Origin of the sequence: Flavobacterium sp. HBTb2-11-1 (genome assembly GCF_009826975.1) — a bacterium.
Classification (GTDB): domain Bacteria; phylum Bacteroidota; class Bacteroidia; order Flavobacteriales; family Flavobacteriaceae; genus Flavobacterium.
Genome location: NZ_WUMO01000001.1, coordinates 882,070 through 906,357, shown reverse-complemented (window position 1 = coordinate 906,357; position 24,288 = coordinate 882,070). Strand labels below are relative to the sequence as shown.

Annotated in this window: 24 protein-coding genes and 1 tRNA gene; 10 read left to right on the top strand and 15 right to left on the bottom strand. The window is 34.6% G+C overall.

What is annotated here, in order from left to right; all coding sequences use genetic code 11:
- Positions 1-214 precede the first annotated feature (214 nt).
- The 9 genes from GR162_RS04025 to GR162_RS03985 all read left to right on the top strand — a co-directional run bounded on the left by GR162_RS04025 (position 215) and on the right by GR162_RS03985 (position 6,266).
- Entirely contained in the window at positions 215-679 is a 465-nt protein-coding gene (locus GR162_RS04025) for a hypothetical protein (RefSeq protein ID WP_160781072.1), read from the top strand.
- A 76-nt stretch (positions 680-755) separates the two neighbouring features.
- Entirely contained in the window at positions 756-1,271 is a 516-nt protein-coding gene (locus GR162_RS04020; RefSeq protein WP_160781071.1) for a hypothetical protein, read from the top strand.
- Between the two features lie 475 nt (positions 1,272-1,746).
- Entirely contained in the window at positions 1,747-2,994 is a 1,248-nt protein-coding gene (locus tag GR162_RS04015; protein WP_160781070.1) for a TMEM143 family protein, read from the top strand.
- 3 nt (positions 2,995-2,997) lie between these two features.
- A complete protein-coding gene (locus tag GR162_RS04010) occupies positions 2,998-3,513 on the top strand; it encodes a DUF2199 domain-containing protein (RefSeq protein WP_160781069.1) in 516 nt (171 codons plus the stop codon).
- Between the two features lie 46 nt (positions 3,514-3,559).
- Entirely contained in the window at positions 3,560-4,024 is a 465-nt protein-coding gene (locus GR162_RS04005; protein ID WP_160781068.1) for a DUF962 domain-containing protein, read from the top strand.
- A 106-nt stretch (positions 4,025-4,130) separates the two neighbouring features.
- Positions 4,131-4,646 (top strand): hypothetical protein, encoded by a 516-nt coding sequence (locus GR162_RS04000; RefSeq protein ID WP_160781067.1) that lies wholly within the window; start codon positions 4,131-4,133, stop codon positions 4,644-4,646.
- A gap of 105 nt (positions 4,647-4,751) precedes the next feature.
- Complete coding sequence (locus GR162_RS03995) at positions 4,752-5,612, top strand: hypothetical protein (RefSeq protein ID WP_160781066.1); 861 nt, start codon at positions 4,752-4,754, stop codon at positions 5,610-5,612.
- 10 nt (positions 5,613-5,622) lie between these two features.
- Complete coding sequence (locus GR162_RS03990; RefSeq protein WP_160781065.1) at positions 5,623-6,057, top strand: hypothetical protein; 435 nt, start codon at positions 5,623-5,625, stop codon at positions 6,055-6,057.
- A gap of 17 nt (positions 6,058-6,074) precedes the next feature.
- Positions 6,075-6,266, top strand: a complete 192-nt coding sequence (locus GR162_RS03985; RefSeq protein WP_119789362.1) for a hypothetical protein — start codon at positions 6,075-6,077, stop codon at positions 6,264-6,266.
- A gap of 83 nt (positions 6,267-6,349) precedes the next feature.
- On the opposite strand, the gene GR162_RS03980 is transcribed toward GR162_RS03985, so the two are convergent.
- From GR162_RS03980 to GR162_RS03910, 15 genes are all read right to left on the bottom strand, one after another.
- A tRNA-Arg gene (locus tag GR162_RS03980) sits at positions 6,350-6,423 on the bottom strand.
- Positions 6,424-6,506: 83 nt separating this feature from the next.
- Positions 6,507-6,956: a GatB/YqeY domain-containing protein gene (locus tag GR162_RS03975; RefSeq protein ID WP_160781064.1), complete on the bottom strand. Its 450-nt coding sequence runs from the start codon at positions 6,954-6,956 to the stop codon at positions 6,507-6,509.
- A gap of 200 nt (positions 6,957-7,156) precedes the next feature.
- On the bottom strand, positions 7,157-9,130 hold the full coding sequence (gene ftsZ, locus GR162_RS03970; protein ID WP_160781063.1) for a cell division protein FtsZ: 1,974 nt from the start codon (positions 9,128-9,130) through the stop codon (positions 7,157-7,159).
- A gap of 79 nt (positions 9,131-9,209) precedes the next feature.
- Positions 9,210-10,616 carry a cell division protein FtsA gene (ftsA, locus tag GR162_RS03965; protein WP_008467141.1) on the bottom strand — a complete coding sequence of 469 codons (1,407 nt, stop codon included), beginning with the start codon at positions 10,614-10,616 and terminating at the stop codon, positions 9,210-9,212.
- 6 nt (positions 10,617-10,622) lie between these two features.
- On the bottom strand, positions 10,623-11,345 hold the full coding sequence (locus GR162_RS03960) for a cell division protein FtsQ/DivIB (RefSeq protein ID WP_008467144.1): 723 nt from the start codon (positions 11,343-11,345) through the stop codon (positions 10,623-10,625).
- The gene (gene murC / locus GR162_RS03955) at positions 11,332-12,681 is read right to left on the bottom strand and encodes a UDP-N-acetylmuramate--L-alanine ligase (protein WP_160781062.1); all 1,350 of its coding nucleotides are present in this window, start codon (positions 12,679-12,681) and stop codon (positions 11,332-11,334) included. Before murC ends, GR162_RS03960 begins: the two co-directional genes overlap by 14 nt.
- 51 nt (positions 12,682-12,732) lie before the next feature.
- Complete coding sequence (murG, locus tag GR162_RS03950; protein WP_160781061.1) at positions 12,733-13,824, bottom strand: undecaprenyldiphospho-muramoylpentapeptide beta-N-acetylglucosaminyltransferase; 1,092 nt, start codon at positions 13,822-13,824, stop codon at positions 12,733-12,735.
- Between the two features lie 45 nt (positions 13,825-13,869).
- Positions 13,870-15,189, bottom strand: coding sequence for an FtsW/RodA/SpoVE family cell cycle protein (locus GR162_RS03945; protein ID WP_160781060.1), 1,320 nt, complete (start codon positions 15,187-15,189; stop codon positions 13,870-13,872).
- A gap of 90 nt (positions 15,190-15,279) precedes the next feature.
- Complete coding sequence (gene murD / locus GR162_RS03940; RefSeq protein WP_008467152.1) at positions 15,280-16,611, bottom strand: UDP-N-acetylmuramoyl-L-alanine--D-glutamate ligase; 1,332 nt, start codon at positions 16,609-16,611, stop codon at positions 15,280-15,282.
- Positions 16,612-17,844 (bottom strand): phospho-N-acetylmuramoyl-pentapeptide-transferase, encoded by a 1,233-nt coding sequence (mraY, locus tag GR162_RS03935; protein ID WP_008467153.1) that lies wholly within the window; start codon positions 17,842-17,844, stop codon positions 16,612-16,614.
- 95 nt (positions 17,845-17,939) lie between these two features.
- Positions 17,940-19,403: a UDP-N-acetylmuramoyl-L-alanyl-D-glutamate--2,6-diaminopimelate ligase gene (locus GR162_RS03930; protein ID WP_160781059.1), complete on the bottom strand. Its 1,464-nt coding sequence runs from the start codon at positions 19,401-19,403 to the stop codon at positions 17,940-17,942.
- Positions 19,400-21,406 carry a penicillin-binding protein gene (locus tag GR162_RS03925; RefSeq protein WP_119789359.1) on the bottom strand — a complete coding sequence of 669 codons (2,007 nt, stop codon included), beginning with the start codon at positions 21,404-21,406 and terminating at the stop codon, positions 19,400-19,402. Before GR162_RS03925 ends, GR162_RS03930 begins: the two co-directional genes overlap by 4 nt.
- Complete coding sequence (locus GR162_RS03920) at positions 21,397-21,744, bottom strand: FtsL-like putative cell division protein (protein ID WP_066032697.1); 348 nt, start codon at positions 21,742-21,744, stop codon at positions 21,397-21,399. The genes GR162_RS03925 and GR162_RS03920 overlap by 10 nt, the downstream gene beginning before the upstream one ends.
- Positions 21,745-21,765: 21 nt before the next feature.
- The gene (gene rsmH / locus GR162_RS03915; RefSeq protein ID WP_202393890.1) at positions 21,766-22,674 is read right to left on the bottom strand and encodes a 16S rRNA (cytosine(1402)-N(4))-methyltransferase RsmH; all 909 of its coding nucleotides are present in this window, start codon (positions 22,672-22,674) and stop codon (positions 21,766-21,768) included.
- The gene (locus tag GR162_RS03910) at positions 22,649-23,122 is read right to left on the bottom strand and encodes a division/cell wall cluster transcriptional repressor MraZ (RefSeq protein WP_035691746.1); all 474 of its coding nucleotides are present in this window, start codon (positions 23,120-23,122) and stop codon (positions 22,649-22,651) included. Before GR162_RS03910 ends, rsmH begins: the two co-directional genes overlap by 26 nt.
- Positions 23,123-23,499: 377 nt before the next feature.
- On the opposite strand from GR162_RS03910, the gene GR162_RS03905 reads away from it, so the two are divergent.
- Entirely contained in the window at positions 23,500-24,264 is a 765-nt protein-coding gene (locus tag GR162_RS03905; RefSeq protein WP_008467162.1) for an alpha/beta fold hydrolase, read from the top strand.
- The last annotated feature ends 24 nt before the right edge of the window (positions 24,265-24,288 follow it).

Genomic DNA, 24,288 nt, shown 5'->3' with positions numbered 1-24,288 from the left:
TCTAAATACAATACAAAAAACTCACATCCTAAGTATTTACAGGGACTTCAAATTTCTGAAATCATTATTTTTATTTGTTTTAAATCTATAACAATTGCTGTAATTTATGATTTTGTTAATTCTTTTCTTAAAAAAAATGGCAAACCAAGAAACTTTTCTTACTTAATTCTTTAAATTCGCCGCACAACCAAACCACTAAGCTGCTTACGAACCAATGAACATTTTTAATTTTTTTAGAAGATCTGATATAAAATGTCCGAGATGTCTTGGAAAAAGATTTGTTGATTGGGATGATATCCGCCGTTTAAACCGACAATTGAAATGGGTTCCTGCGCCATGCGCCTATTGTGATGCAACAGGAAGAGTCCCCAAAGAAATGCTTTCTAAAGTTGCCGTAGATTGCATGTACCTCACCATAGATTTACCCGAATCTGTAATTGAAAAAATAAAAGAGGGCGATCTAGAAACAATCGAAAAAGGAAAACAACGCGAACTTTTTGTAGATCATCTTATACAATACGCAGAGCATCATTATCATACTCAAAATCTCGATGCAGAAAGCATTGCCAATTTGTACTTAGAATTCGAGGCAGAAAAAGCTCCTTATGCCGTAACCAAAGAAGAATTAATAAAATATATTCAAGGTGTAATCGACTTAAAGAAATTGGCACTAAACTAAAATTTCCGCATTTTTACACGTTCTAAAATATTATAATTTCACTCATTTCGTGAACAACTTTTCAAATCAATAAAACATGACTAAAACTTTAAAACTGATTTTTATTGCAATCACTTTTCTAATCTTTTTTGGCTGTTCTTCTGGAGATTGTACCAAAATGATTACTATTCCTGCACAGACTATTCAAACACCATCAGGATCATCTTATATGCCTGCGTATGAAAGAGAGGTTGCTTGCGATTTCGAAATTGAACCTGTGGAAGAAAACACTAAAGAACTTGAAAATTTCTCGTATGAAATTTTGAATTTCGTTTATACTCCAGACACTGGTAAAAATACTAGCCGAATTCAAATGGAGATAAAACTAAATAATCTTAACGACTTTAATGTCACGGGAGTTCCAATAATCACTGTGAATGTTGATGGTACAGAATCTGTTGGAAATTTTGCATCAAAAGCCACCTCACCATGTTATGGAATTGATGCTAAATCTAGCTGTATTTTTACATTTGATCAAGAAACTTCTTTAAGTTTAGGGCTGATAAAATCAGTAAAAATTGTTTCAGTAAAATATATTGTACCAAAAAAGTAGCCTTTCATCTTTTAAAAGCTTAAAGAGAAATTCTTCTTAAAACAGGTAAAAACACCTATAGCCACCCTATTATTTTATCCTAATATTGTAGTGAATAATTTTTAGTTAGACAGTTTTTCTACTAGAGAGCTTTTTAATTTTTTGTCACTTTTTTTTGGAACAGAAAGTGGGATTTCAAATCGCTGGTACCGATTGGAAATTTCACTTTTTTTTGTTTCTTGTTTAACCGCAAAGACACAAAGAACGCGCAAAGTTCGCTAAGTTTTTCTGTCGCAGATTTAGCAGATCTATGTTATCTGCTTAATCTGCGGGAAAACTATCTTGCCGCAAAGCTTTGCGAACTTTGCGGTTTTATTAAGTCTTGCATTAAAAATCTTAGCGCTCTTTGCGTTAAAAAAAACATCACGCATAAAGCCTAAAATCAAATTTCAGGCAGTATTTTTGCGTTCTGTAAAAGCCACGAAATTAAGTCCGCATGACTAGAGAACATTATATTCCGTTTAACAAAGAATTTTTACTGGAACAGCAAATTGCTGTCTTTGCTGAAGATTCGCAAAAGGTTGATGATTTTAAGAAACTGTTCGAAATTATCGAACACTATTATCATTACGAATCTTTTAATCTTAACCGAAATCTAAAACAGCATTACGCGCTCTACGATCCGGATTTAAGCGAAAAAGAACGGGAACAGTTTATCAATAAAAGCAGTTTTCCCGTTTTTAAAGAAACGCTGCTAAAAGTTCTCGAACGAGGCAATTACTATAGAATTAATCAGGAGGCTTTAAACGACGCCTTTTATGAATCTGATTTGATTGGACTGAATCTTTCTATCGATTTTAATGCTTTTAAAGATTTCGAACTCTACGCGCGCGGGCATCACAAGGCGAAAGAAAAAGTCAAAAAATACTTTTTCTGGACCAAAGAAGTCGAAATTGAATATTATGACAGAGTGCTTATTTATCTTAATTACAGCGAAGCAGATTATTTTAAGAAAAAGAAAGTCAAATTAGGCAAAATGCCAATCGATCCGGGTTCTATTGCATTAAAAATCTTTAAACGTGTTCCTAAAAACGATCTTGAAACCATTTTCCCTAATGCCATTCCGAAAATGTCTCTTAAGGATAAATTGCTGCTTTGGGTTCCAGGTGTTTTTGGTGGGCTTTCGTTATTAAGCGCCAAAGTAATTCCGGCCTTGATAAACATGTATGAAGCTTACCAAACAGGAGAAACCATAGATTTACTAAACAGCAAAACCTCTTTAAATCAAGGTTTAATTGCGTTGGGAATTTTAGGAGCATACTGTTTCCGCCAATACAATAACTTCATAAATAAGAAAATCAGATATTCTAAAACGCTTTCTGACAGTTTATATTTTAAAAATGTCGGGAATAACAGCGGTGCTTTTTATTCTTTATTGAATTCTTCTGAAGAAGAAGCTTTAAAAGAAACGATTCTCGCGTATACTTTTTTACACGAAAGTGAAAGTTCCTTAACAGCCGAAGAACTAGACCATCAAATTGAATCTTGGTTTAAAACAAAACTAAATACCGATTTGGATTTTGACATAAACGACGCTTTATTAAAATTAAAAAGCATCGGTTTAGGAATAGAAAATAATGGAAAATGGAATGTGATTCCGCTTCATGCAGCACTTATTACGATTGATGAACTTTGGGATAATGTTTTTCAGTACAATCAGAAAGCTGAGGCTCTAAATAATTAAAAAATGTATACTTACAAATGTTCCTGTTGCGGAGAAGTCTTTGAAGAAATGCCTTTGTGTTTTGGAAACGAATTTCCTGCTTATTATTTTGCAATTCCGCCCGAAGAAAGAGAACAAAGAATTGAATATGGAGGAAGCTGGTGTTATGTCGATGAGGAACATTTTTTTCATCGCGGAAGATTAACCATTCCAATTATTGATTATCATGAAGATTTGGTTTTTAATGTATGGACTACGATAAGCGAAGATAATTTCTGCCTAAGAATGGATTTATGGGAAGATCCAAATCGAGTAAATCAAGAGCCTTATTTTGGCTGGATGCAGACTGACGTTCCTACTTACGGCAAAACTATATCTCTAAAATCTATCGCCATTGAACAAGGCTTAGGATTAATTCCAGAAATAAAAATGATCGAAGAGAATCATCCTTTAACTCTAGATCAGGAAAACGGAATTACTTTAGAAAAAGCCATTTCGATTGTAGATGAAATAATGAAAATACAGCACGGTAAAAGCTAAAAGAAATTTCATTAGATTTACGCATCTAACCTTAAAACCACAAAAAATGAGAACATTAGATCAATGGTTTGCAGAATATGCCGTAAGTCACCAAAACCCAACAAACAAGGCGATACATTACATTTGCGTTCCCGCAATTTACTTTTCTATCGTCGGGTTGTTAATGAGTATTCCGAGCGGAATTATTGCCAATACTTTAAACTTAAATTTGCCTATTATTGAAAACTGGGCTTTTGTAGTTCTGCTTTTTGTTTTTGTTTTTTATATCAGATTATCGGTTGCAATGGCGCTAAAAATTGCTGTATTCTCTGGAATCTGTTTAGTTATCAATTATTATATCGGGCAAATTGTTCCGTTGTGGGCATTTTCCATCGGCGTTTTCGTCATTGCTTGGATTGGACAATTTTACGGACATAATATTGAAGGTAAAAAACCTTCTTTCTTAAAAGATCTTCAGTTTTTATTAATTGGCCCTGCTTGGGTTGTTGAGAATTTGTTTTCTAGGAAATAAACTGTTAGTTTCCACAATAATACTGCATTATTGACGAACAATTAAATATAAGTATTCTCTTGTTTTTAAAATAAAAATGTACTTTTGATATACCAAAAATAAAATCATGATAGAGTTAATCTGGGGAATACTAAACGTTGTACTGTTTTTAGGACTTCTTGTTTTTTGCGCAAAAAAAGCAGCTGAGATTCGTGCAAAAGTGGGTTTGTCGGTTGCCATTCTCTTTTCTTTTTTTGCTTTATCTTTTATCACAAGGCCAAGTAATGAAGAAAAAGATAAAAAATTTGAATTTGAAAATAGGGAAACCGAAAAACAATCTTCAAATCGCAATACCTATCTTTCAAAAATTACTCTTGAAGACGACTTATGCACAAAATTTCAATTGAATATAATTTGTGATGGTGAAAATCCTCGTTCAGCATTAATTCAGAGAACTGGATTTATAGGTGGTACAGAATGGTCTACACTCTATATTAATATCAATAAAACGGAAAGGGAAAAAACTTTTGAATATCAGATTGGAGGAACTAGAAAATGGAAAATTCTTGGTGTTGAAATATATTCAGAGTATAAAGAATTTAGCGGAATGAACGAATTTAAGCCGGTTTCTAGTGTTCTTTAAATCCTAAATCAATTCTAAAAAAATAAAGGACAAGGAAGAATTTTTATCTTTTTTGTCCTTTTCATTTAAAAAGCATTTCTAAAGTTTAAAAATTCAACATATAAAATGAGAAAATTCTTCACAGTAATTACTTGCGTAATTTTACTTTCTTCATGTAAACAAACAGATAATAAAAGCGTTCAAAATAAAGAGACAACAAAGAAAGACAGCACCAAAGTTGAAAGTTCTACACAAACTGCACAATCAAATTCTGATTTATTAGAGCAATTTTCTAAAAACAAAAATGAAATTGTTCTAAAATTAAAAACATTACCCAATAAAGAAGCTGGAAACGCACTATACGAAAAGTATATTGAAGAAAACAATACTTTGTTGGGACAGATAGCCGAAAAAGAATCTGGAATATTGGATAAATTTTACAATGAAGATGAAGCTGATAAAAAAGCTGTAAAGCTTTTAGGTGAAAAACTTAATAAGCATCAATTAGAGTTTTGGGAAATTGGAGAAGGATATGTCGAAATAGAGCCTGTACCTGATTTTTATTATAGAATTTTCAAAGATTACGTAACGAGCGATTACAAAGAGTATCTGTACTTGAAAAGTGAAGAAAACAAAACGCTTTATTCTGCAGATGCGGGACTTGTTATTTCATTTAAAGATCTAGGCGACAGAGTAATTTCTTGGGAAAATTTCATGACCAAATATCCTGATTCAAAATTAATTTCATCTGTAAAAGACGAATACAAAAATTACCAAATGGATTATTTAGTTGGTCAAGACAATACTCCAACTGCCGAAAGAGCGACAGATGAAAAATATATTTATCCAGAAAACATTCAAGAATTTAACCGATTCATGAAAAAATATCCCAAAAGCCCAACTGTACCTCTAATTAATTTATTTATGGAGAACTTTAAGAGCGAGAGTATTTTCGATTTATTAAGAGCTGAACAGGATAAATTCTAAATTGCAACTAATGCTTAGAATATTAATTTTATTTAGCATCATTTCATTTCAAACGGCAAACGCTAATAAATTACCCAATGAAGATGAAAGTGTAACTTTCAAAACACATAAATGTTCTCTTAAAAACGCAACACTTAAATCAGAAAGAACAGAGAAAGATCGGAAATTTATTTTTTGGAAGTTGCCTCATAAAAAAATCATTATCATTGATCAAGTAATTGATGAAAATGGCAATAAAATTTTTAAGAAAAAATCCGTAAACATTTGTTCAATGGATGCCTGCGACACTAAAAAGTTTTGTAGAATTAAAATTATTGAAAACGAAATATGGATTTTTCAATATAATAGAAATCCCAAAAAGGCAGTAATAAAGCTTTACGATTCCTGCGGAAAATATTTAAGCCAAAAGAAATGGGATGATGACAAATCATTTGAAGATTATTAACTATAAAACTTAAAACCATGGAAAATAAAAACCAACCTATAACATTTGTTTTTTGGATAGTAGCCATCATTTTAGGCGTAACTTTATATAAGCAATTTGATTTTAAGAGTTTAAAATTTGAGAATCCAGCAATGGCAGTTATTTACGGTATTGTCTTTCTGTTTTCGGTTTATTATATCATTAGAAATTCTAAAAAACAGGCTAAGTAAATTGTGAGTTTGTAGAAAACTGCAGGAATATAATAATTTAAAAAGCGCATTCTTTTAATAATCAAAAGAATGCGCTTTTATAGTGACCCCGGAGGGGTTCGAACCCCCAACCCTCAGAGCCGAAATCTGATATTCTATCCAGTTGAACTACGAGGTCATTTTATTTCTGATTTCAGATTATAGATTTTAGATTGCTGATTGGAATCTAAAAAATCTACAGTCTAAAATCTAAAATTATATTTACGAAAGTAATTTTTTCACAATTGTAGAAATGGTTTTTCCTTCAGCAGTTCCGCCTAATTGAGCAGATGCTAATCCCATTACTTTTCCCATTGAAGCAATTCCAGAAGCTCCTGTTTCAGCAATGATTTTTGCCACTACAGCTTCTACTTCTTCTTCACTTAATTGCGCTGGTAAAAACTTCTCGATTACAGCAACTTGAGCCAATTCTGGTTCTGCCAAATCTGGACGGTTTTGCTCTGTAAAGATTCTTGCGCTTTCTTTACGGGTTTTAACCAATCTTTGAAGCAATTTAATCTCATCTTCTTCAGACAAATCTTCTTTAGATCCTGAAGCCGTTGAAGCCAACAATAATTCAGATTTAACAGCTCTTAAAGCTTCTAAAGCGACTGTATCTTTTGCTTTCATGGCGTCTTTGATTTCGTCCATGATTAGTGTTTGTAAACTCATGTTTATATTTTTATTAGAATAAGCTAACGCTTATTAATTGATGTATTAATTTGACCCTTCGACTTCGCTCAGGGTGATAATCAGATTCACTTTAAAAACCTATTTAGGAAGTCAAATTTTGAAATTCTGTGCGAAGATAAAAAAAATAACCCGAAAATTAAATCCAATTTTCGGGTTACCCAATATTATGATTCTAAAAATTAATCTACGTTATCGTGCAAAAATGAATTGTTTGAACGTAATTGTAAATCATTATTACTGTCTGTTCCAACAGAGATTCTAGAATTTGTATTATTAGACTGAGAATTAGACAAATCTATTCCTAATCTTTTGTAAGCTGGCTCTTTTTCCAACTCATCGATTCTAGAAACATTGTTATGGAATTTGTAGTTAAATTCTTTTAGTTTCTTTCTTCTTTCTTCTGCTCTTAAACGCAATGTTTCTTCAATAGTCAATTCTAAAGGAGAAACTTCAGAAGTTGTCGTAATATCTGGCTGACTTGCAAAATCTACTCTTGGTTTCAAAGTAATGTTTAATTCCTCAGGAATTGTATCTTCAACTACTTTTTCAACTGGTTTAGAAGCCAATAAATCATTTTCAACTTCCATGTACTCTTCTAGAGAGTATTTAATGATTCCGTTATCTGAAACTTCAGTTACAGGAACAAATTGGACTGGATCGTTTACTTTAATATCACGAGTTTCATTTGTCAATTCAAACAGCACTCTGTTATCTTCAACAACTGGCTCTCTTCTTACTGGCTCTTGTTTAAACAACGGAAGATCAAAAGAGAAAGTTGTTTGTTCTTCTCTTTCAAAAACTCTTTGCTGCTGCACTGGCTGTTGCACTGGCTGAACAGCTGGTGTTTCAGGAGATGAAATTGTAAAATCGATATCTGTAATTGGCGAAACGATTTCGAAAGTAACATCTAGATTTTTGATAAACTCAGACATCACCACCAACTCTTCCTGATTGATTGCTGGAGCAACAGCTTGTGCAGTTGGAGTAAAAGTTTCGTCATCATCCATCAAATCAAAAACAACTTTATCTTCCACTTTCGCTGTCGGTGTATCAACAGTTAAGTCGAAAGAAGCAAGTGGTTTATTCGTTAAATTATGAACGCTTCTCTGCTCATCTTCTAACGTATGAATGATTTTCTTTGGTTCTGTATTTACAATTTCATTTTGTTGTTCTACATCAAATCCTGTAGCGATAATAGTTACAGCAATGGCTTCACCAAGAGTTTCGTCTTCACCAACTCCCATGATAATATTGGCATTGTAACCCGCTTCAGCTTGAATATGATCGTTGATTTCTCCAATTTCATCCAAAGTAATCTCATTGGTTCCAGAAACGATAAGCAACAATACGTTTTTGGCACCCGTAATTTTATTGTCATTTAACAATGGAGAATCTAATGCTGAAACAATAGCATCTTTAGCTCTGTTTTCGCCTTCTGCTACAGAAGATCCCATAATCGCAGTTCCGCTGTTTGCTAAAACAGTTTTTGCGTCACGTAAATCGATATTTTGAGTATAGTGGTGCGTAATTACTTCGGCAATACCTCTAGAGGCAGTTGCCAAAACTTCATCCGCTTTAGAGAATCCTGCTTTAAAACCAAGATTTCCGTATACTTCTCTTAATTTATTATTGTTGATTACAATTAAAGAATCTACCTGCTTACGCAATTTCTCGATTCCAATAACTGCTTGCTCTTGACGCACTTTTCCTTCAAACTGAAAGGGAATTGTCACGATACCAACTGTTAATATTTCTCTTTCTTTTGCTAATTGAGCAATCACGGGAGCTGCACCAGTTCCAGTTCCTCCACCCATACCAGCAGTGATAAACACCATCTTAGTATTTTTATCCAACATTTTTTCAATATCCGAAATACTTTCGATAGCCGACTGCTGTCCAACGTCTGGGTTTGCTCCTGCTCCTAATCCTTCAGTTAAATTAACTCCTAACTGAATCTTATTGGGTACTGAACTATTTTGAAGCGCTTGCGAATCGGTATTACAAACGATGAAATCTACGCCTTTAATACCTTGTTTGAACATGTGGTTTATTGCGTTACTTCCGCCCCCACCTACACCTATTACTTTGATTACATTTGATTGATTTTTTGGTAAATCAAATGAAATACTTCCAAATTCTGAGTTGCTCATCATCTTTTTGGTTTTTTGAAATTCTTATTAAGTACATTTTTTACTTCTTGACTTGGGGCAAGAAATAATCCTTCTCTTTTTATTATTCTGCGTTGTCTAAAAATTCTTTGATTTTGTCGACATATCGATCAAAAAATGATCTTCTTATTTTGGTTTCAGTAGATTCATTTTTAGGCACCTTTTGACTTACGGTTTCTCTAGGCTCTTCAATGGTTTCTACTTTCTCAACGTAGTTTTCTTCAACTTCGTATCGCTGTACCGGAGGAGCTGTTCTGTAAACAACTTTTGGCTGTTCTTTAACCAGTTCCATTCTAACAGCACTTTGCGAACTATTTTCGATACTGTTCATTACTAATCCTACTGCAGTTGCAAATAGCGGGCTCGAGATTTCCTCACTAGAATTTCCTGCCAAATGCTCGTTCGGATAACCAATTCTAGTATCCATTCCTGTAATGTATTCTACCAGCTGTTTGATGTGCTTTAATTGTGCGCCCCCACCTGTTAATACAATTCCAGCGATTAATTTTTTACGAGGATCTTCATGTCCATACGCTTTAATTTCTGCGAAAACCTGCTCTACAATTTCCACAACTCTTGCATGGATAATTTTAGATAAGTTTTTAAGCGAAATTTCTTTTGGTTCTCTTCCTCTTAAACCTGGAATAGAAACGATCTCGTTGTCTTTATTTTCTCCTGGCCAAGCAGATCCGAATTTTATTTTTAAAAGCTCGGCTTGCTTTTCAATAATTGAACAGCCTTCTTTGATGTCGTCTGTAATTACATTTCCACCAAAAGGAATTACTGCTGTATGACGAATGATGCCATCTTTGAAAATCGCTAAATCTGTTGTTCCACCACCTATATCGATAAGTGCAACACCAGCTTCTTTTTCTTCCTGACTTAAAACAGCATCAGCTGAAGCCAATGGTTCTAATGTCAATCCAGATAATTCAATTCCTGAACTCTGGATACATCTTCCAACATTTCTGATTGAAGACGCTTGTCCAACCACAACGTGAAAACTAGATTCTAATCTTCCGCCGTACATTCCGATTGGTTCTTTTATTTCAGATTGCCCATCGATTTTGAATTCTTGCGGTAAAACGTGAATGATTTCTTCTCCTGGTAACATCGCCAGTTTGTTTACCTGATCGATTAGGAGCTGAATATCTTTTTCGCCAATTACTTCTTCAGGATTATTTCTGCTGATGTAATCGGTATGTTGGATACTTCTGATGTGCTGTCCGGCAATACCCACAACCACATCTTTTATTTTATATCCTGAATTATTTTCTGCTTCGAGTATCGCTTGCTGTATCGATTGTATCGTCTGCGTAATGTTGTTTACTACTCCTCTGGCAACACCCAAGCTTTTGGATTTGCCAATGCCCAAAATCTCCAACTTACCATATTCATTTTTTTTGCCAATCATGGCAACGATTTTGGTTGTTCCAATATCTAGACCTACTGCAATGTTATCTTTTTCCATTTTCTATTATTTAGTGCAAACTACTTGTTCCGTAAACCTAAGGTCAATTTTTTTGTATTTGTATAACGAACTATCTAAAACTGCTTTTTGAAAGAAGGCTTTATAGTTTCTAAATTTCTTATCAACATTCATCGTTCTTCCAAAATCTATGAAGTAATCATAGTTACGATTAAACATTTTTAAGCTTCCATTCGGCATAATCTCTATAGCAATGATGTTTTTTTTCAAAAACGCATCGTCATAAATTGTGCGAAATAAAGCGGCTAAATCTTCGTTATTTTTTTCATTTATTGCCCCTGAAACAAGAGGAACTCGTGCAGTGAAATTGTCCGATAAGGGCATTTTATTTCCCTCATAGTCAATATAAAAAGAAGCGCCGCCATCATAAACTCTTGCTATGGGCGTCTTCTGTTTTACTACTGCTTTTAGAACTCCATCAATACTTACAAAAACATTTGACTTCTCAATCATGTCTTGCGTATCGAGGGTTTTCTCTATCTTATTCAAATCTAGTTCATCTTTTCTAATACTGGAAGCGTCTCTTTTATTTTCTATCAACAATTTATTAACCGTTTCTGGTTTCACAAAAAGCGTATTTTCCCCTACAAAAACAACCATCGATTTTTTCAATTTTCGATCGCCATTTCGATGCTGCGCGAAGGAATATAAAAACAAAACCAGTCCGAAAATAAGTACTAATCTTATATTTGTCCAATTAAATATTTTCATTTAAAATCATTTTAATTGAAGGAACCATTTCTCCCAGATCACCAGCTCCAATTGTTACAATAATAGGTGCATCACTGGCTTTGATTTCACCTAATAAATCTTCTTTTGCAACAATTTTTTTGTTCGAATTTGTCATTTTACCCAAAAGCCACTCAGAAGTCACTCCTTCCATCGGAAGCTCTCTAGCAGGGTAAATATCCATCAGAAACACTTCATCAAACTGCGATAAGCTTTCTGCAAATCCGTCAACAAAATCTCTCGTTCTGCTGAATAAATGCGGTTGGAAAATTGCCAAAACTTTGCGTCCTGGATACAATTCTCTAACTGCCTGATGAACAGCATTTATTTCTGTCGGATGATGCGCATAATCATCAATATATACTAAATTTTCGCTCTTAATCTGATACGAAAAACGTCTTCTAATTCCGCTGAATGAAGCAATGGCTTTTGCAATAGAATCGGTCGGGGTGCCGTAAGTTTTAGCCATCGCAATAGCCATCAATCCATTCATTAAATTGTGTTTTCCAGGCAGTCCAAAACGTAAATCCTTCATGATTTCTGACGGCGTTTGCACGTCAAAAACATAAGCCCCATCTTCAATACGAACATTATAAGCCTTATATACAGCATCTTCATTTATAGCACATTGAACACCGTCTAAAGGCAATTCTTTGGTTATAAAAAGATTATTTTTATCTTCAACTTTGGCAGCAAATTCTCTAAACGAAGCCTGAATAGCATCGCTAGTTCCATAGATATCCAAATGATCAGCATCCATAGAAGTAACACAAGCAATATTGGGATGCAAATGCAGGAATGATCTATCAAATTCATCTGCTTCTACAACTGTCACAGTTTTTCCGCTTCCTATTAGATTTGAATTATAGTTTTCTACAATTCCTCCAATAAAAGCTGTTACATCTGCACCGCTTTGAAATAAAATATGCCCAAGAATACTTGATGTTGTTGTTTTTCCGTGTGTTCCCGCAACTGCAAAGCAGAAAGTATCTTTAGTAATGATTCCTAAAACTTCAGCACGTTTTTTAACCTCGTAATTTCTTTCAATAAAATAATTCCACTCAGAATGTGTTTTTGGAACCGCTGGCGTATAAATCACCAATGTGTTCTCTACATAATAATCTTTTGGAATTAAGTTTATATCATCTTCAAAATGAATATCAATACCACTTTCAATCAATTCATTAGTCAGCATAGAAGGTGTTTTATCGTAGCCTGAAACTTTCTTTCCAATAAACTTGAAATAACGAGCCAGGGCACTCATTCCGATACCGCCGATACCAATAAAATAAACGTTTTGTATTTGATTTAAATTCATTTTTATTTGCTTTAAGCATTAAGCTATAGGCTTTAAGCCCTCGCCTATATTTTACTTTTTAATTAACTTCACAATCTCCGCTACAATATCTTGTGTAGCTTTTGGTTTGGCCAGTTTTTTAATATTATCACTTAGCTGTTTTTGTTTTCCGTGATCTTTCAGCAGCGCTTCAAAAACAATGCTAAACTGGCTGTCAAGCTCAGATTCTTTCAACAAAATCGCACCTTTTGCATCTACAATCGCCTGCGCATTTTTAGTTTGGTGATCCTCAGCTACATTAGGTGACGGAATAAAAATCACTGGTTTCCCAACAATGCATAATTCTGACACCGACGAAGCACCTGCACGTGAAATTATGACATCTGATGCTGCGTAAACGAAATCCATTCTTTCAATAAAATCAACCACTTTTACATTTGGCTGATTGTATTTTTTATATTCTTCAAAATATAATTTCCCGCATTGCCAGATTACCTGTACACCTTGAGAAAGAAAATTTTGCAATTCTTTTTCGATTAACTGATTAATTCTTCTTGCCCCTAAACTTCCACCTAAAACCAGCAATGTTTTCTTATTCGGATCTAAACCATTGAAAGCAACTGCTTCGTCACGTTTGCTTTCGATATCAATTAAATCCTGACGAACTGGATTTCCAGTTAAAACAATTTTCTCTTTTGGGAAAAAACGCTCCAAATTTTGATACGCTACACAAATTGCATTTGCTTTTTTGCTCAACAATTTGTTTGTAATTCCCGGATAAGAATTTTGCTCTTGAACAACCGTTGGTATTCCTGCCGAACCTGCCGCTTGCAATAAAGGTCCGCTAGCGAAACCTCCCGTACCAATTACTACATCTGGCTTGAACTTTTTAATTATTCTTTTTGACTCCAATAAACTGCTTGCCAATTTTAGCGGAAACATTAAGTTTTGTAAAGTCAATTTTCGTTGTAATCCTGCGATCCACAGACCTTTTATTTCGTAACCTGCCTGAGGCACTTTTTGCATTTCCATTTTATCTTTGGCACCTACAAAAAGAAATTCTGCATCAGGAAATTGTAATTTTAATTCATTTGCAATCGCAATTGCAGGATAGATATGCCCTCCTGTTCCTCCTCCGCTAAGTATGAATTTATACTTTGTCATCTTTCTAAAAATTACAACTTTTTAAAAACTTTTTATATTCTAATCTTATTTGTTTAAAACCGCATTCATCGGATTTCTTGAATTATCTTCAATGGAATACAAAGCTTCTTCTTCGTAAATCTCTTCTTTTTCATCAACTGGCAAATCATCTTCTGCCAATTCTTTATCTATTAATCTTTGAAGCGCTTCTTTTCTTCTTGCTTTTTCTTCTTGTTCTTCAGCAATTTCTTCTTCTTTTTTGGTTACGCTGATGATAATTCCAAGAGAGAAACAAGTCATCCAGATCGAACTACCTCCAGAACTTATTAGAGGAAGCGTCTGCCCTGTCACCGGCAATAATTCTACTGCAACCGCCATATTAATCATCGCCTGAAATATCATCGGGAATCCGAGACCGACGACGACTAGTTTTCCAAATAACGTATTGGCTTTATGCGAAGCGATCACAAATCGGAACAATAACAATAAGTACAGAACCAAAATGGCAACACCGCCAATTAAACCATATTCTTCTACTACAATTGCATAAATAAAATCTGAAGATGATTGCGGCAAGAAATTCTTCTGAACACTTTTTCCTGGCCCTAATCCGCCCAATCTTCCCGATGCAATTGCAATTTTTGCTTTTTCAATCTGATAGTCATCTTCATCTGGCTTATCTGTGGTAAAGTTCATAATACGGCTTTCCCACGTTGAAACCCTGCTAAAGAATCTTGAATCTGGAAATGCTTTTGCCACCAAAAGGAAAAAAGCCAACATTGCAATTCCTGATCCGATGATAAAAGCAATATATTTTAAGGGGTATTTACCAATGAACGTAAGCATCATTACCATTGAAAATATCAACGCTGTAGTTGAGAAGTTGGCTGGTAATATTAATGCCAAAGTGATAAATACGGGAATCCAAAGCTGAATAAACGAGGTCTGAAATGGCTCGTTTTCTTCTTTGGTTTTCGATAAATAACGTGCAACGTAAATAAACAATACGCTTGCCGCTAAAGTCGAAGTCTGAAACGTAATTCCTATGAACGGCACCTGAATCCAACGACTTGCATTTGCTCCCGCAATTACAGTCCCTTTCAACAAAGTGTACAGTAATAATAACCAAACCACTGGAAGCGCAATTTTTGAAATTGCTCTGAAATAATGGTACGGCACTTTATGAACCCAATAAATAATCAAGAAACCGATACAAACGTGAGCCAGATGTTTTATCAAATACCCCAATGTATTCCCAGTCCCATGACCTATATAGGCTAAATTACTACTCGCACTAAAAACAGGCATAAACGAAAACAACGCCAATAGGGCCACGAATGACCATATTACTCTATCTCCCTTTAGTTTGTTAACTAGCTCCTTCATTTGTTGTTTTGTTTCAAGTTTCCTTTGTTTCAGGTTTCATGTTTTAGGTACTCAACTTGAAACCTGAAACATGAAACTTTAAACTATTTTCTACAAGTTATGCACTGCTTGTTTAAATTGCTTTCCTCTGTCTTCGTAGTTTTCGAATAAATCGAAACTTGCGCAGGCTGGAGACAATAAAACAACATCGCCTTTTTCTGTTAATCTTTGAGCCGTTTTTACGGCATCGTTCATATTATTTACTTCAACCATAATATCAACAACGTTTCCAAAAGCATCGATAATTTTGCGGTTATCGATTCCAAGACAAATAATAGCTTTTACTTTTTCACGCACTAATGACATTAATTCGTTGTAGTCATTTCCTTTATCAACACCTCCAACAATCCATACTGTTGGCGCATTCATACTATCCAAAGCAAAGAAAGTAGCATTTACGTTTGTTGCTTTTGAATCGTTGATATATTGAACGTTCTGTATTTTTAATACTTTTTCTAAACGGTGCTCAACACCTTGGAAATTAGATAGACTTTCACGAATCGTTGCATTTCTAATTTGCATCAATTTAGCTACAGAGCTTGCTGCCATGGCGTTTTTCATATTATGTTTTCCTTCTAACGCAATGTGTTCTGTATCCATTGTAAACTCTTCTTGGTTGATCTTTATTTCCATTTTGTTGTTATTTATAGAAGCCCCTTCATCAAATTTTTTCGTCAATGAAAAAGGAATTAATTTTGCTTTTGTTTTGTTCTTTTTTAACCATTCTGTACTTGCTTCATCATCTGCATCGTAAATGAGATAATCGTTTTCAGTCTGGTTCATCGTTATTCGGAATTTCGAATTGATATAATTTTCATATTTATACTCATATCGATCTAAATGGTCTGGACTAATATTGGTTATTATCGCAATATCGGGTCTGTAATTTATTATTCCGTCTAACTGAAAACTGCTTAATTCAAGAACGTATGCGTCATATTTGTTTTCTGCAACCTGCCACGCGAAACTTTTTCCAATATTTCCGCCCAATCCTACATTCAATCCTGCATATTTAAGCAAGTGATGCGTAAGCATTGTGGTGGTCGTTTTACCATTACTTCCCGTAATCCCGATGGTCATTGCTTCTGTGTAAGGTATTGCAAATTCGATTTCCGAAATCACCTTTACTCCCGCTGCAACCAGCTTTTTTACTATCGGAGATTTATCTGGAATTCCTGGGCTTTTCATCACCACATCTGCATTTAGAATTAAATCTTCTGTATGCTGTTCCTCTTCCCAGGCTATTTTATTAATGATAAGAACTTCTTTATAACTCTCTTTTATTTTTCCAAAATCGGACACAAAAACATCATATCCTTGTTTCTTACCGAGGATCGCGGTTCCTACTCCGCTTTCTCCTCCTCCAAGTACTACTAGCCTCATCTATCTTAATTTTAAAGTAATGATTGACAATATGGCTAACATTACGGCAACAATCCAGAAACGGGTCACGATTTTACTTTCGTGATATCCCTTTTTCTGATAATGATGATGAAGCGGAGACATCAGGAAAATTCTTCGTCCTTCGCCAAAACGCTTCTTCGTATATTTAAAATAAGTTACCTGAATAATTACTGAAGCACTTTCTGCCAAGAAAATTCCACAGAATAAAACAATCAATATTTCTTTACGAACTGCAATTGCCAAGACTGCGATGATTCCCCCAATAGTTAAACTTCCTGTATCTCCCATAAAAACCGATGCTGGGAATGAGTTGTACCAAAGAAATCCAATCAATGCTCCTACAAAGGCCGATATAAAGACTGTCATTTCTCCCGAATTGGGGATATACATAATATTCAGATAATTTGAGAATATGATATTACCAGAAACGAATGTGAATATCCCGAGCGCGAGGACGGAAATTGCCGAGGTCCCTGCGGCGAGTCCATCGATTCCATCTGTTAAATTGGCTCCGTTTGAAACTGCGGTGATAATAAAAATTACAACTGGAATAAATACCAACCAAGCCCATTTCTCATATCCATCTCCCATGAAAGACAATACTTCGGCATAATCAAATTCGTTATTTTTTACGAAAGGAATTGTAGTTGCTGTAGACTTTTCTTCAACTCCTGCAGGTACAATAACTGTCGAATTTGCTGCAGTTTTAAATACATCTGTACGGCCTGTATCTGTTCTTACTGTAACGGCAGGATTAAAATAAAGAACTGCACCAACAATAATCCCAAGACCAACTTGACCAATAACTTTAAAAATTCCTTTTAAACCTTGCTTATCTTTTTTGAATATTTTGATATAATCATCAACAAAACCAATTGTTCCCATCCACAATGTTGTTACAATCAGCAAAACAATGTAGATGTTGTGCAGTCTTGCAAATAACAAAACAGGAACTAGTGTCGCGAAAATGATAATCAGTCCACCCATTGTTGGAGTACCTGCTTTCTCATTCTGACCTGCAAGACCTAGCTCTCGAACTGTTTCACCTACTTGCTGGCGACGCAAAAAGTTAATTACTCTTTTACCGTAAATGGTAGACAGAAGCAACGAAAGCATAAATGCCAAAGCTGACCTAAATGTGATATACTGGAAAACTCCTGTTCCAGGAAGATCCAATGTTTTATCAAAATATTCAAATAAATAGTACAGCATATTTTCTTATTTTTTTAAATTCCAATCTCGAATTAAATTCCAATTTTTTAAAACCCAAAATCCAAAGTTTATTGGGATTTGGAATTTCCTTTTTCTTATTTATTTAGTTGTTCTAAAATTTCTTTTACCGTTTCCATATCATCAAAATGATGACGAACACCGCTTATTTCCTGATAAGTTTCGTGTCCTTTTCCTGCAATTAGAATGATATCTTTTGCTTGAGCCAATTGACAAGCTGTTTTAATTGCCTGTTTTCTATCTGTAATTCTCAGCATTTTTTTATAGTTGTGTGGCTCAACTCCCTGTTCCATTTCATCCAGAATAACTTCTGGATCTTCATTTCTTGGATTATCCGAAGTCAAAACCGCTTTATCACTCAAATCTGAAGCAATTTTTGCCATAATCGGACGTTTTGTTTTGTCGCGATTTCCTCCGCAGCCTACTACAGTAATTAACTGTTCGTTTTTAGTGCGAATATCATTTATCGTTTTCAAAACATTTTCCAATGCATCTGGCGTATGTGCATAATCTACAACAGCCGTAATCCCACCATCTGAAACAATGTATTGAAAACGACCCGAAACACTCTCTAAATCAGACAGTAATCGTAACGCTTCTAAACTATCAATCCCTAACTCTACCGCAGTTCCGTAAATAGCTAAAACATTATATGCGTTGAAAGTACCAATCAGTTTTACCCAAACTTCATTGTCATTAATCTTCAACAATAATCCAGACAATTGGCTTTCTAAAATCTGAGCTCTATAATCTGCATATGATTTTAAAGCATAAGTCAATTTTTTAGCGACGGTATTCTGAAGCATTACCGAACCATTTTTATCATCAATGTTTGACAATACAAATGCTGATTTTGGAAGTGAGTCAAAAAATGATTTTTTAACATCTCTATATTCAGCAAACGTTGGGTGGTAATCTAAATGATCATGCGAAAGATTCGTGAAAATTCCACCTACAAAATGCAAAGCTTCTGTACGTTTCTGGTGAATTCCGTGCGAACTTACCTCCATAAAACAATGTGTAACTCCAGCTTCAACCATTTCATTTAAATAATGGTTAATAGTCAGAGAATCTGGCGTTGTATGCGTTGCAGGATATTCAGTTTTATCAACTACAATTTTTACAGTAGACAACAAGCCAACTTTAAAACCCGCTTTCTCAAACAATTGAAATAACAATGACGCAATTGTCGTTTTTCCGTTTGTACCTGTTACGCCAACTAATTTTAGTTTTGCGGAAGGATCTCCAAAATAATTAGCCGCCATAAAAGCCAAAGCCGCATTGGTATCTTTTACCTGAATATACGTTACATCATTAGCCGTATTTGCAGGAAGCGTGTCACAAATAATTGCTTTTGCTCCAAGCTCAATTGCTTTCTCTATATAATTATGTCCATCAGAAAGCGAACCTCTGATTGCCACAAAAACATCATTTGTTTCAACTTTACGTGAATCAAATTCAATTTTCTGAATAGCCACATCTGTTGACCCTTTTACAGATTCAATAGCTACTTTATATAATATGTCTTTTAATACTTTCACGATAATTCTAATACAATTGTTGTGTTTTTGCTTATACTAGTTCCAGCTTGAATCGATTGATTTTTTACTTTCCCTATTCCATTTACTTTTACTTTCAAACCTAAATTTTCCAGCAAAGCAATCGCGTCCATTCCTGGCATTCCTTTTAAATTCGGAATCTGATTCAATTTTTTATTAGCCTCAGCCGTATATTTATCATAACTAGCATCCTGTTTTGGAATTCTAGTATCTAATTTTTTAATTTTATTTGTTGAAGGCGCATCCGTAAAAATCTTTTGTGCGATTCTTTTAAAAACTGGTCCTGCAACGTCTGCTCCGTAATAATTATTCTTAGCTGTATTCGGCTTATGAACTACCACAATACAAGAGTATTTCGGATGATCTGCTGGAAAATACCCTGCAAAAGAAGATGCATAATACATTCCTTCTCTTCCCGCTTTACCATAATTAACCATTGCCGTTCCCGTTTTCCCTGCCATAGAAAAATCCTTTGAATACAGTTTAGATGCTGTTCCTTTTTTCACAACATTCTCTAAAACCGCTTTTACTTTTTTAAGCGTTTCAGGCGAACAAACTCGTGGATTTATAACCTCTGTATCAAACTTCTTGATGGTTTTATTCCATTCTTTAATTTCTGAAACAAATTGCGGTCTTACCATTACACCATTATTTGCTATCGAATTATAAAAAGCTAAAGTCTGCATAGGCGTTACGGAAACCGAATATCCAAAAGCCATCCACGGGAGCGAAACTCCTGACCAGATTTTATCTCCCGGATGCGGAACAATCGGTCTGCCTTCTCCTTTAAAATGTAATCCTAATGGCTTATCCAAACCAATTCTTCTAATATGGTTTACAAACTTTGACGGATTACTTTTGTAATTGTCATAAACCGCCTGAACCATTACCGTATTGGATGAAAGCTCAAATCCGCGAGCAAGCGAAACTTTTCCATAACCACCATGATGCGAATCGCGTACCGATCTTCCGTAATATTTAACAACACCATTGTGGCTATCATAGACTGTACTTGTATCAGCTACTTTATCTTCCAAAATAGCTACTAAATCAACCAATTTAAAAGTCGACCCTGGTTCGTGAGATTCTGCAATCGCATAATTTGTCGTTTCATAATACGATCCGTCTTCTGCTCTTCCTAAATTTGAAATTGCTTTTACATGACCTGTTTGTGTCTCCATTACTACCACACAACCATGATCTGCTTCGTAATCTTCTAATTGTTTCAACAAAGCATGATGTGCAATATCCTGAATGAAAACATCTATAGTTGAGATCACATCGTAACCATCAATTGGATCTACTTCATTAACATCACGAATTGGTTTCCACTGCCCTTTTGCAATCTTCTGCTTTAGAATTTTGCCGTCTTTTCCGTTCAGATAACTTTTGAAAGCCCACTCAATTCCTTTTCCTACTTCTACTCCAGTCGCAGGATCAATTCGATCATAACCAATCGTTCTTTCAGCAATTTTCCCTATCGGATGCTTTCTAACTGTTTCTTGCTCAACAATAATCCCTCCTTTAAAAGCTCCTAGATTGAATAATGGAAAACTTTTTATTTTTACATATTCGGTATAGCTCAGCTTACGAGCGATCAAATAATAACGGTTTTTATTTTCGCGTGCTTTTCGCAATTCTTTCTGAAAATAACTGCTTGGCTTATCCAAAACTGTTGCCAATGAATCTGACAATGGTTTTACATACTTTTCGAAAGTTTCTGTTTTTGGCGCTTTTGCATCAAAACGAATTTCATAATTCGGGATCGACGTTGCCAGCAAACTTCCGTCAGCAGAATAAATATTTCCTTTGTTGGCTGGAATTACAAAGTTTCTCACAGTACGCTGTTTTGCCAGTTTTCTGTAATAATCTCCCTCAACCCATTGAATATTGGTTAATTTAACAACAATAGCAATTGCCATCAAAAAGATGAAAACTGCTACGAGGTAAATTCTGTAGGATATATGTTTATCGTCTACTGCCATATTCTTTTAAAGAAACTTTTTTCTTCTTCTTTTGTAACTTCTATTTTCACTGGAGGAACTGTCGACGGAAAAATTTGTTTTTCTAACATTTTATCCGAAATGGTTGACTCCATTTTTAACTTCATCAATTCTGAGCGTCGATCTACAAATTCAGATCTTAGCTCTTTTACTTCATTATTTAATTTTGCGATTTCAAAAACCTTTTGTTCGTAACGCTGTGTATTGGCAATCATCAAAATGGCCAGCAAAATTATAAAGACAATAAATCGCCAATTTTTTACTGCATCTTCATGGATCAGGAATCTTGCTTTCAATATGCTAAATACGCCACTTTTCATTATTTCCTACCTTAATATATATTATAGCTTTTCTGCGACTCTTAATTTGGCACTTCTTGCTCTATTATTCATCTTGATTTCCTCGTGATCTGGAACAATCAGTTTTCCGATAGTTTTGAATGGAACTGAAAAGTTTCCGAAAAAATCTCTTTCTGGCTCCCCTTCAAACATTCCGTTTTTAATAAATCTTTTTACCAGACGATCTTCTAACGAGTGATACGAGATTACCGAAAATCTTCCTCCTGGCTTTAAAATCTCCAATGACTGCTCTATAAATTCTTTTAGAACATCCATTTCTTGGTTAACTTCGATTCTGATTGCCTGATAAATCTGAGCCAATACTTTATTTCGAACTTTTTCTGGCAAGAATCTTTTCAAAACTTCTTTCAACTCTTCGGTTGTTTTGATTGGGTAATCTTTTCTCGCCTCAACGATTGTTCTTGCTAAAACCGGTGCATTTTTCAACTCCCCATAATCAAAAAAAACACGACGTAAATCCTGTTCTTCATATTCGTTAACCACTCGATAAGCATTTAAATCATTTCTTTGACTCATCCGCATATCTAACTCGGCATCAAATCTTGTTGAAAAGCCTCTTTCAGGAACATCAAACTGATGTGATGAAACTCCCAAATCTGCCAAGATTCCGTCTACCGCTTTTACTCCGTGAAAACGTAAAAATCTTTTTATGAATCTAAAATTCTCATTTATCAAAGTAAACCTTTCGTCTGGCAATGCATTTGCAAGTGCGTCTTCGTCTTGATCAAATGCAAACAGCCTTCCGTTTGGTCCCAATCTTCTTAAAATCTCTTTTGAATGACCACCGCCTCCAAACGTAACATCTACATACACACCATCAGGTTTAATATTTAAACCATCTACTGTTGGATGAAGCAAAACCGGATTATGATATTCCATCTTCGTCGTCATTAATATTTCCCATTACTTCTTCGGCTAAATCTGCAAAATCCATATCTTCGCCACTTATTGATTTTTCGTATAAATCTTTATCCCAAATCTCAACTATATTAACTGCAGATGAAAAAACCACATCTTTAGAAATGCTTGCAAAAGTCACTAAGTCTTTTGGCACAAGTAATCTTCCCAATGCATCAACCTCAACCACTTTAACACCAGCAGTAAACCTTCTAATGAAATCGTTGTTCTTTTTTACAAAGCGATTAAGCTTGTTGATTTTTTTCATCATCGCATCCCATTCTACCATAGGATACAACTCTAAACACGGCTGAAAAACAGAACGCTTCAAAACAAATCCGTCTTGAAGAGAAGCAGTCAATTGCTTTTTTAAAGGAGCAGGCATCATTAGCCTTCCTTTAGCATCGACTTTACACTCATATGTTCCAACAATTGTGTTCAAAAAAACTAGTTAACATGTTATACAGCAAAAATATAAAAAATATTACCACATTTTACCACTTTATACCACTTTGTTAATAAGTTTAACCACTTTACTACCACTTTTCATAATCAACAATCAATCAATACCTTAACTATTAATTAACGGATTCTCAAATACGCTAATCATTCAAAAAAATAATGCGCTAATTTTCTTAAAAAATTGATTATAATGCATGTTTCTTAACATTTGAATATTTTGCGAAATATGCATTTAATTACTGATTTTTAACCATTTACAAATTCTACTCAAATTATCTAGTTAAAAAATGGCATCAAAAATTCATTTTTGTTGAATTAACCCTATATTTGTCGAAATTGAAATTGGCATTAGATTAGATGGACAAACACTATAAAAAAGAAGGCAAATACAGCTATTTTGAAGCTGGAGAAGGAACTCCGATCGTTATTCTGCATGGTTTAATGGGAGGTCTTAGTAACTTTGATGGTGTAGCACAATATTTCCCAACGAAAGGATATAAAGTTGTTATCCCAGATTTGCCAATATATACTCAAAGCATTTTAAAAACGAACGTAAAAAGTTTTGCGAAATACGTAAAAGACTTTATCACTTTTAAAGGTTTTGACAAAGTTATTCTTCTAGGAAATTCGCTAGGCGGACACATTGCTTTGTATCACACAAAACTTTATCCAGAAAAAGTTGCCGGACTTGTAATCACAGGAAGTTCTGGACTTTACGAAAGCGCAATGGGAGACAGTTACCCACGAAGAGGCGATTACGAATACATCAAAACAAAAGCTGAAGCGGTATTCTATGACCCAAAAATTGCAACTCCTGAATTGATTGATGAAGTTTACGCTACGGCTAACGATCGCATCAAATTAATTAAAACTTTAACCATTGCAAAAAGTGCAATCCGCCATAATATGGCTAAAGATTTGCCAAAAATGGACGTTGAAACTTGCATTATTTGGGGAAGAAACGACTCTGTAACACCTCCAAATGTAGCAGAAGAATTTGACAAATTACTACCCAATTCAACTTTATACTGGATTGACAAATGCGGTCACGCAGCAATGATGGAGCATCCTCAGGAATTTAATGAAATTCTTGAAAAATGGCTTATTGAAAAGAAATTATAGCCGTTAAAATTTATTTTTTAGGAG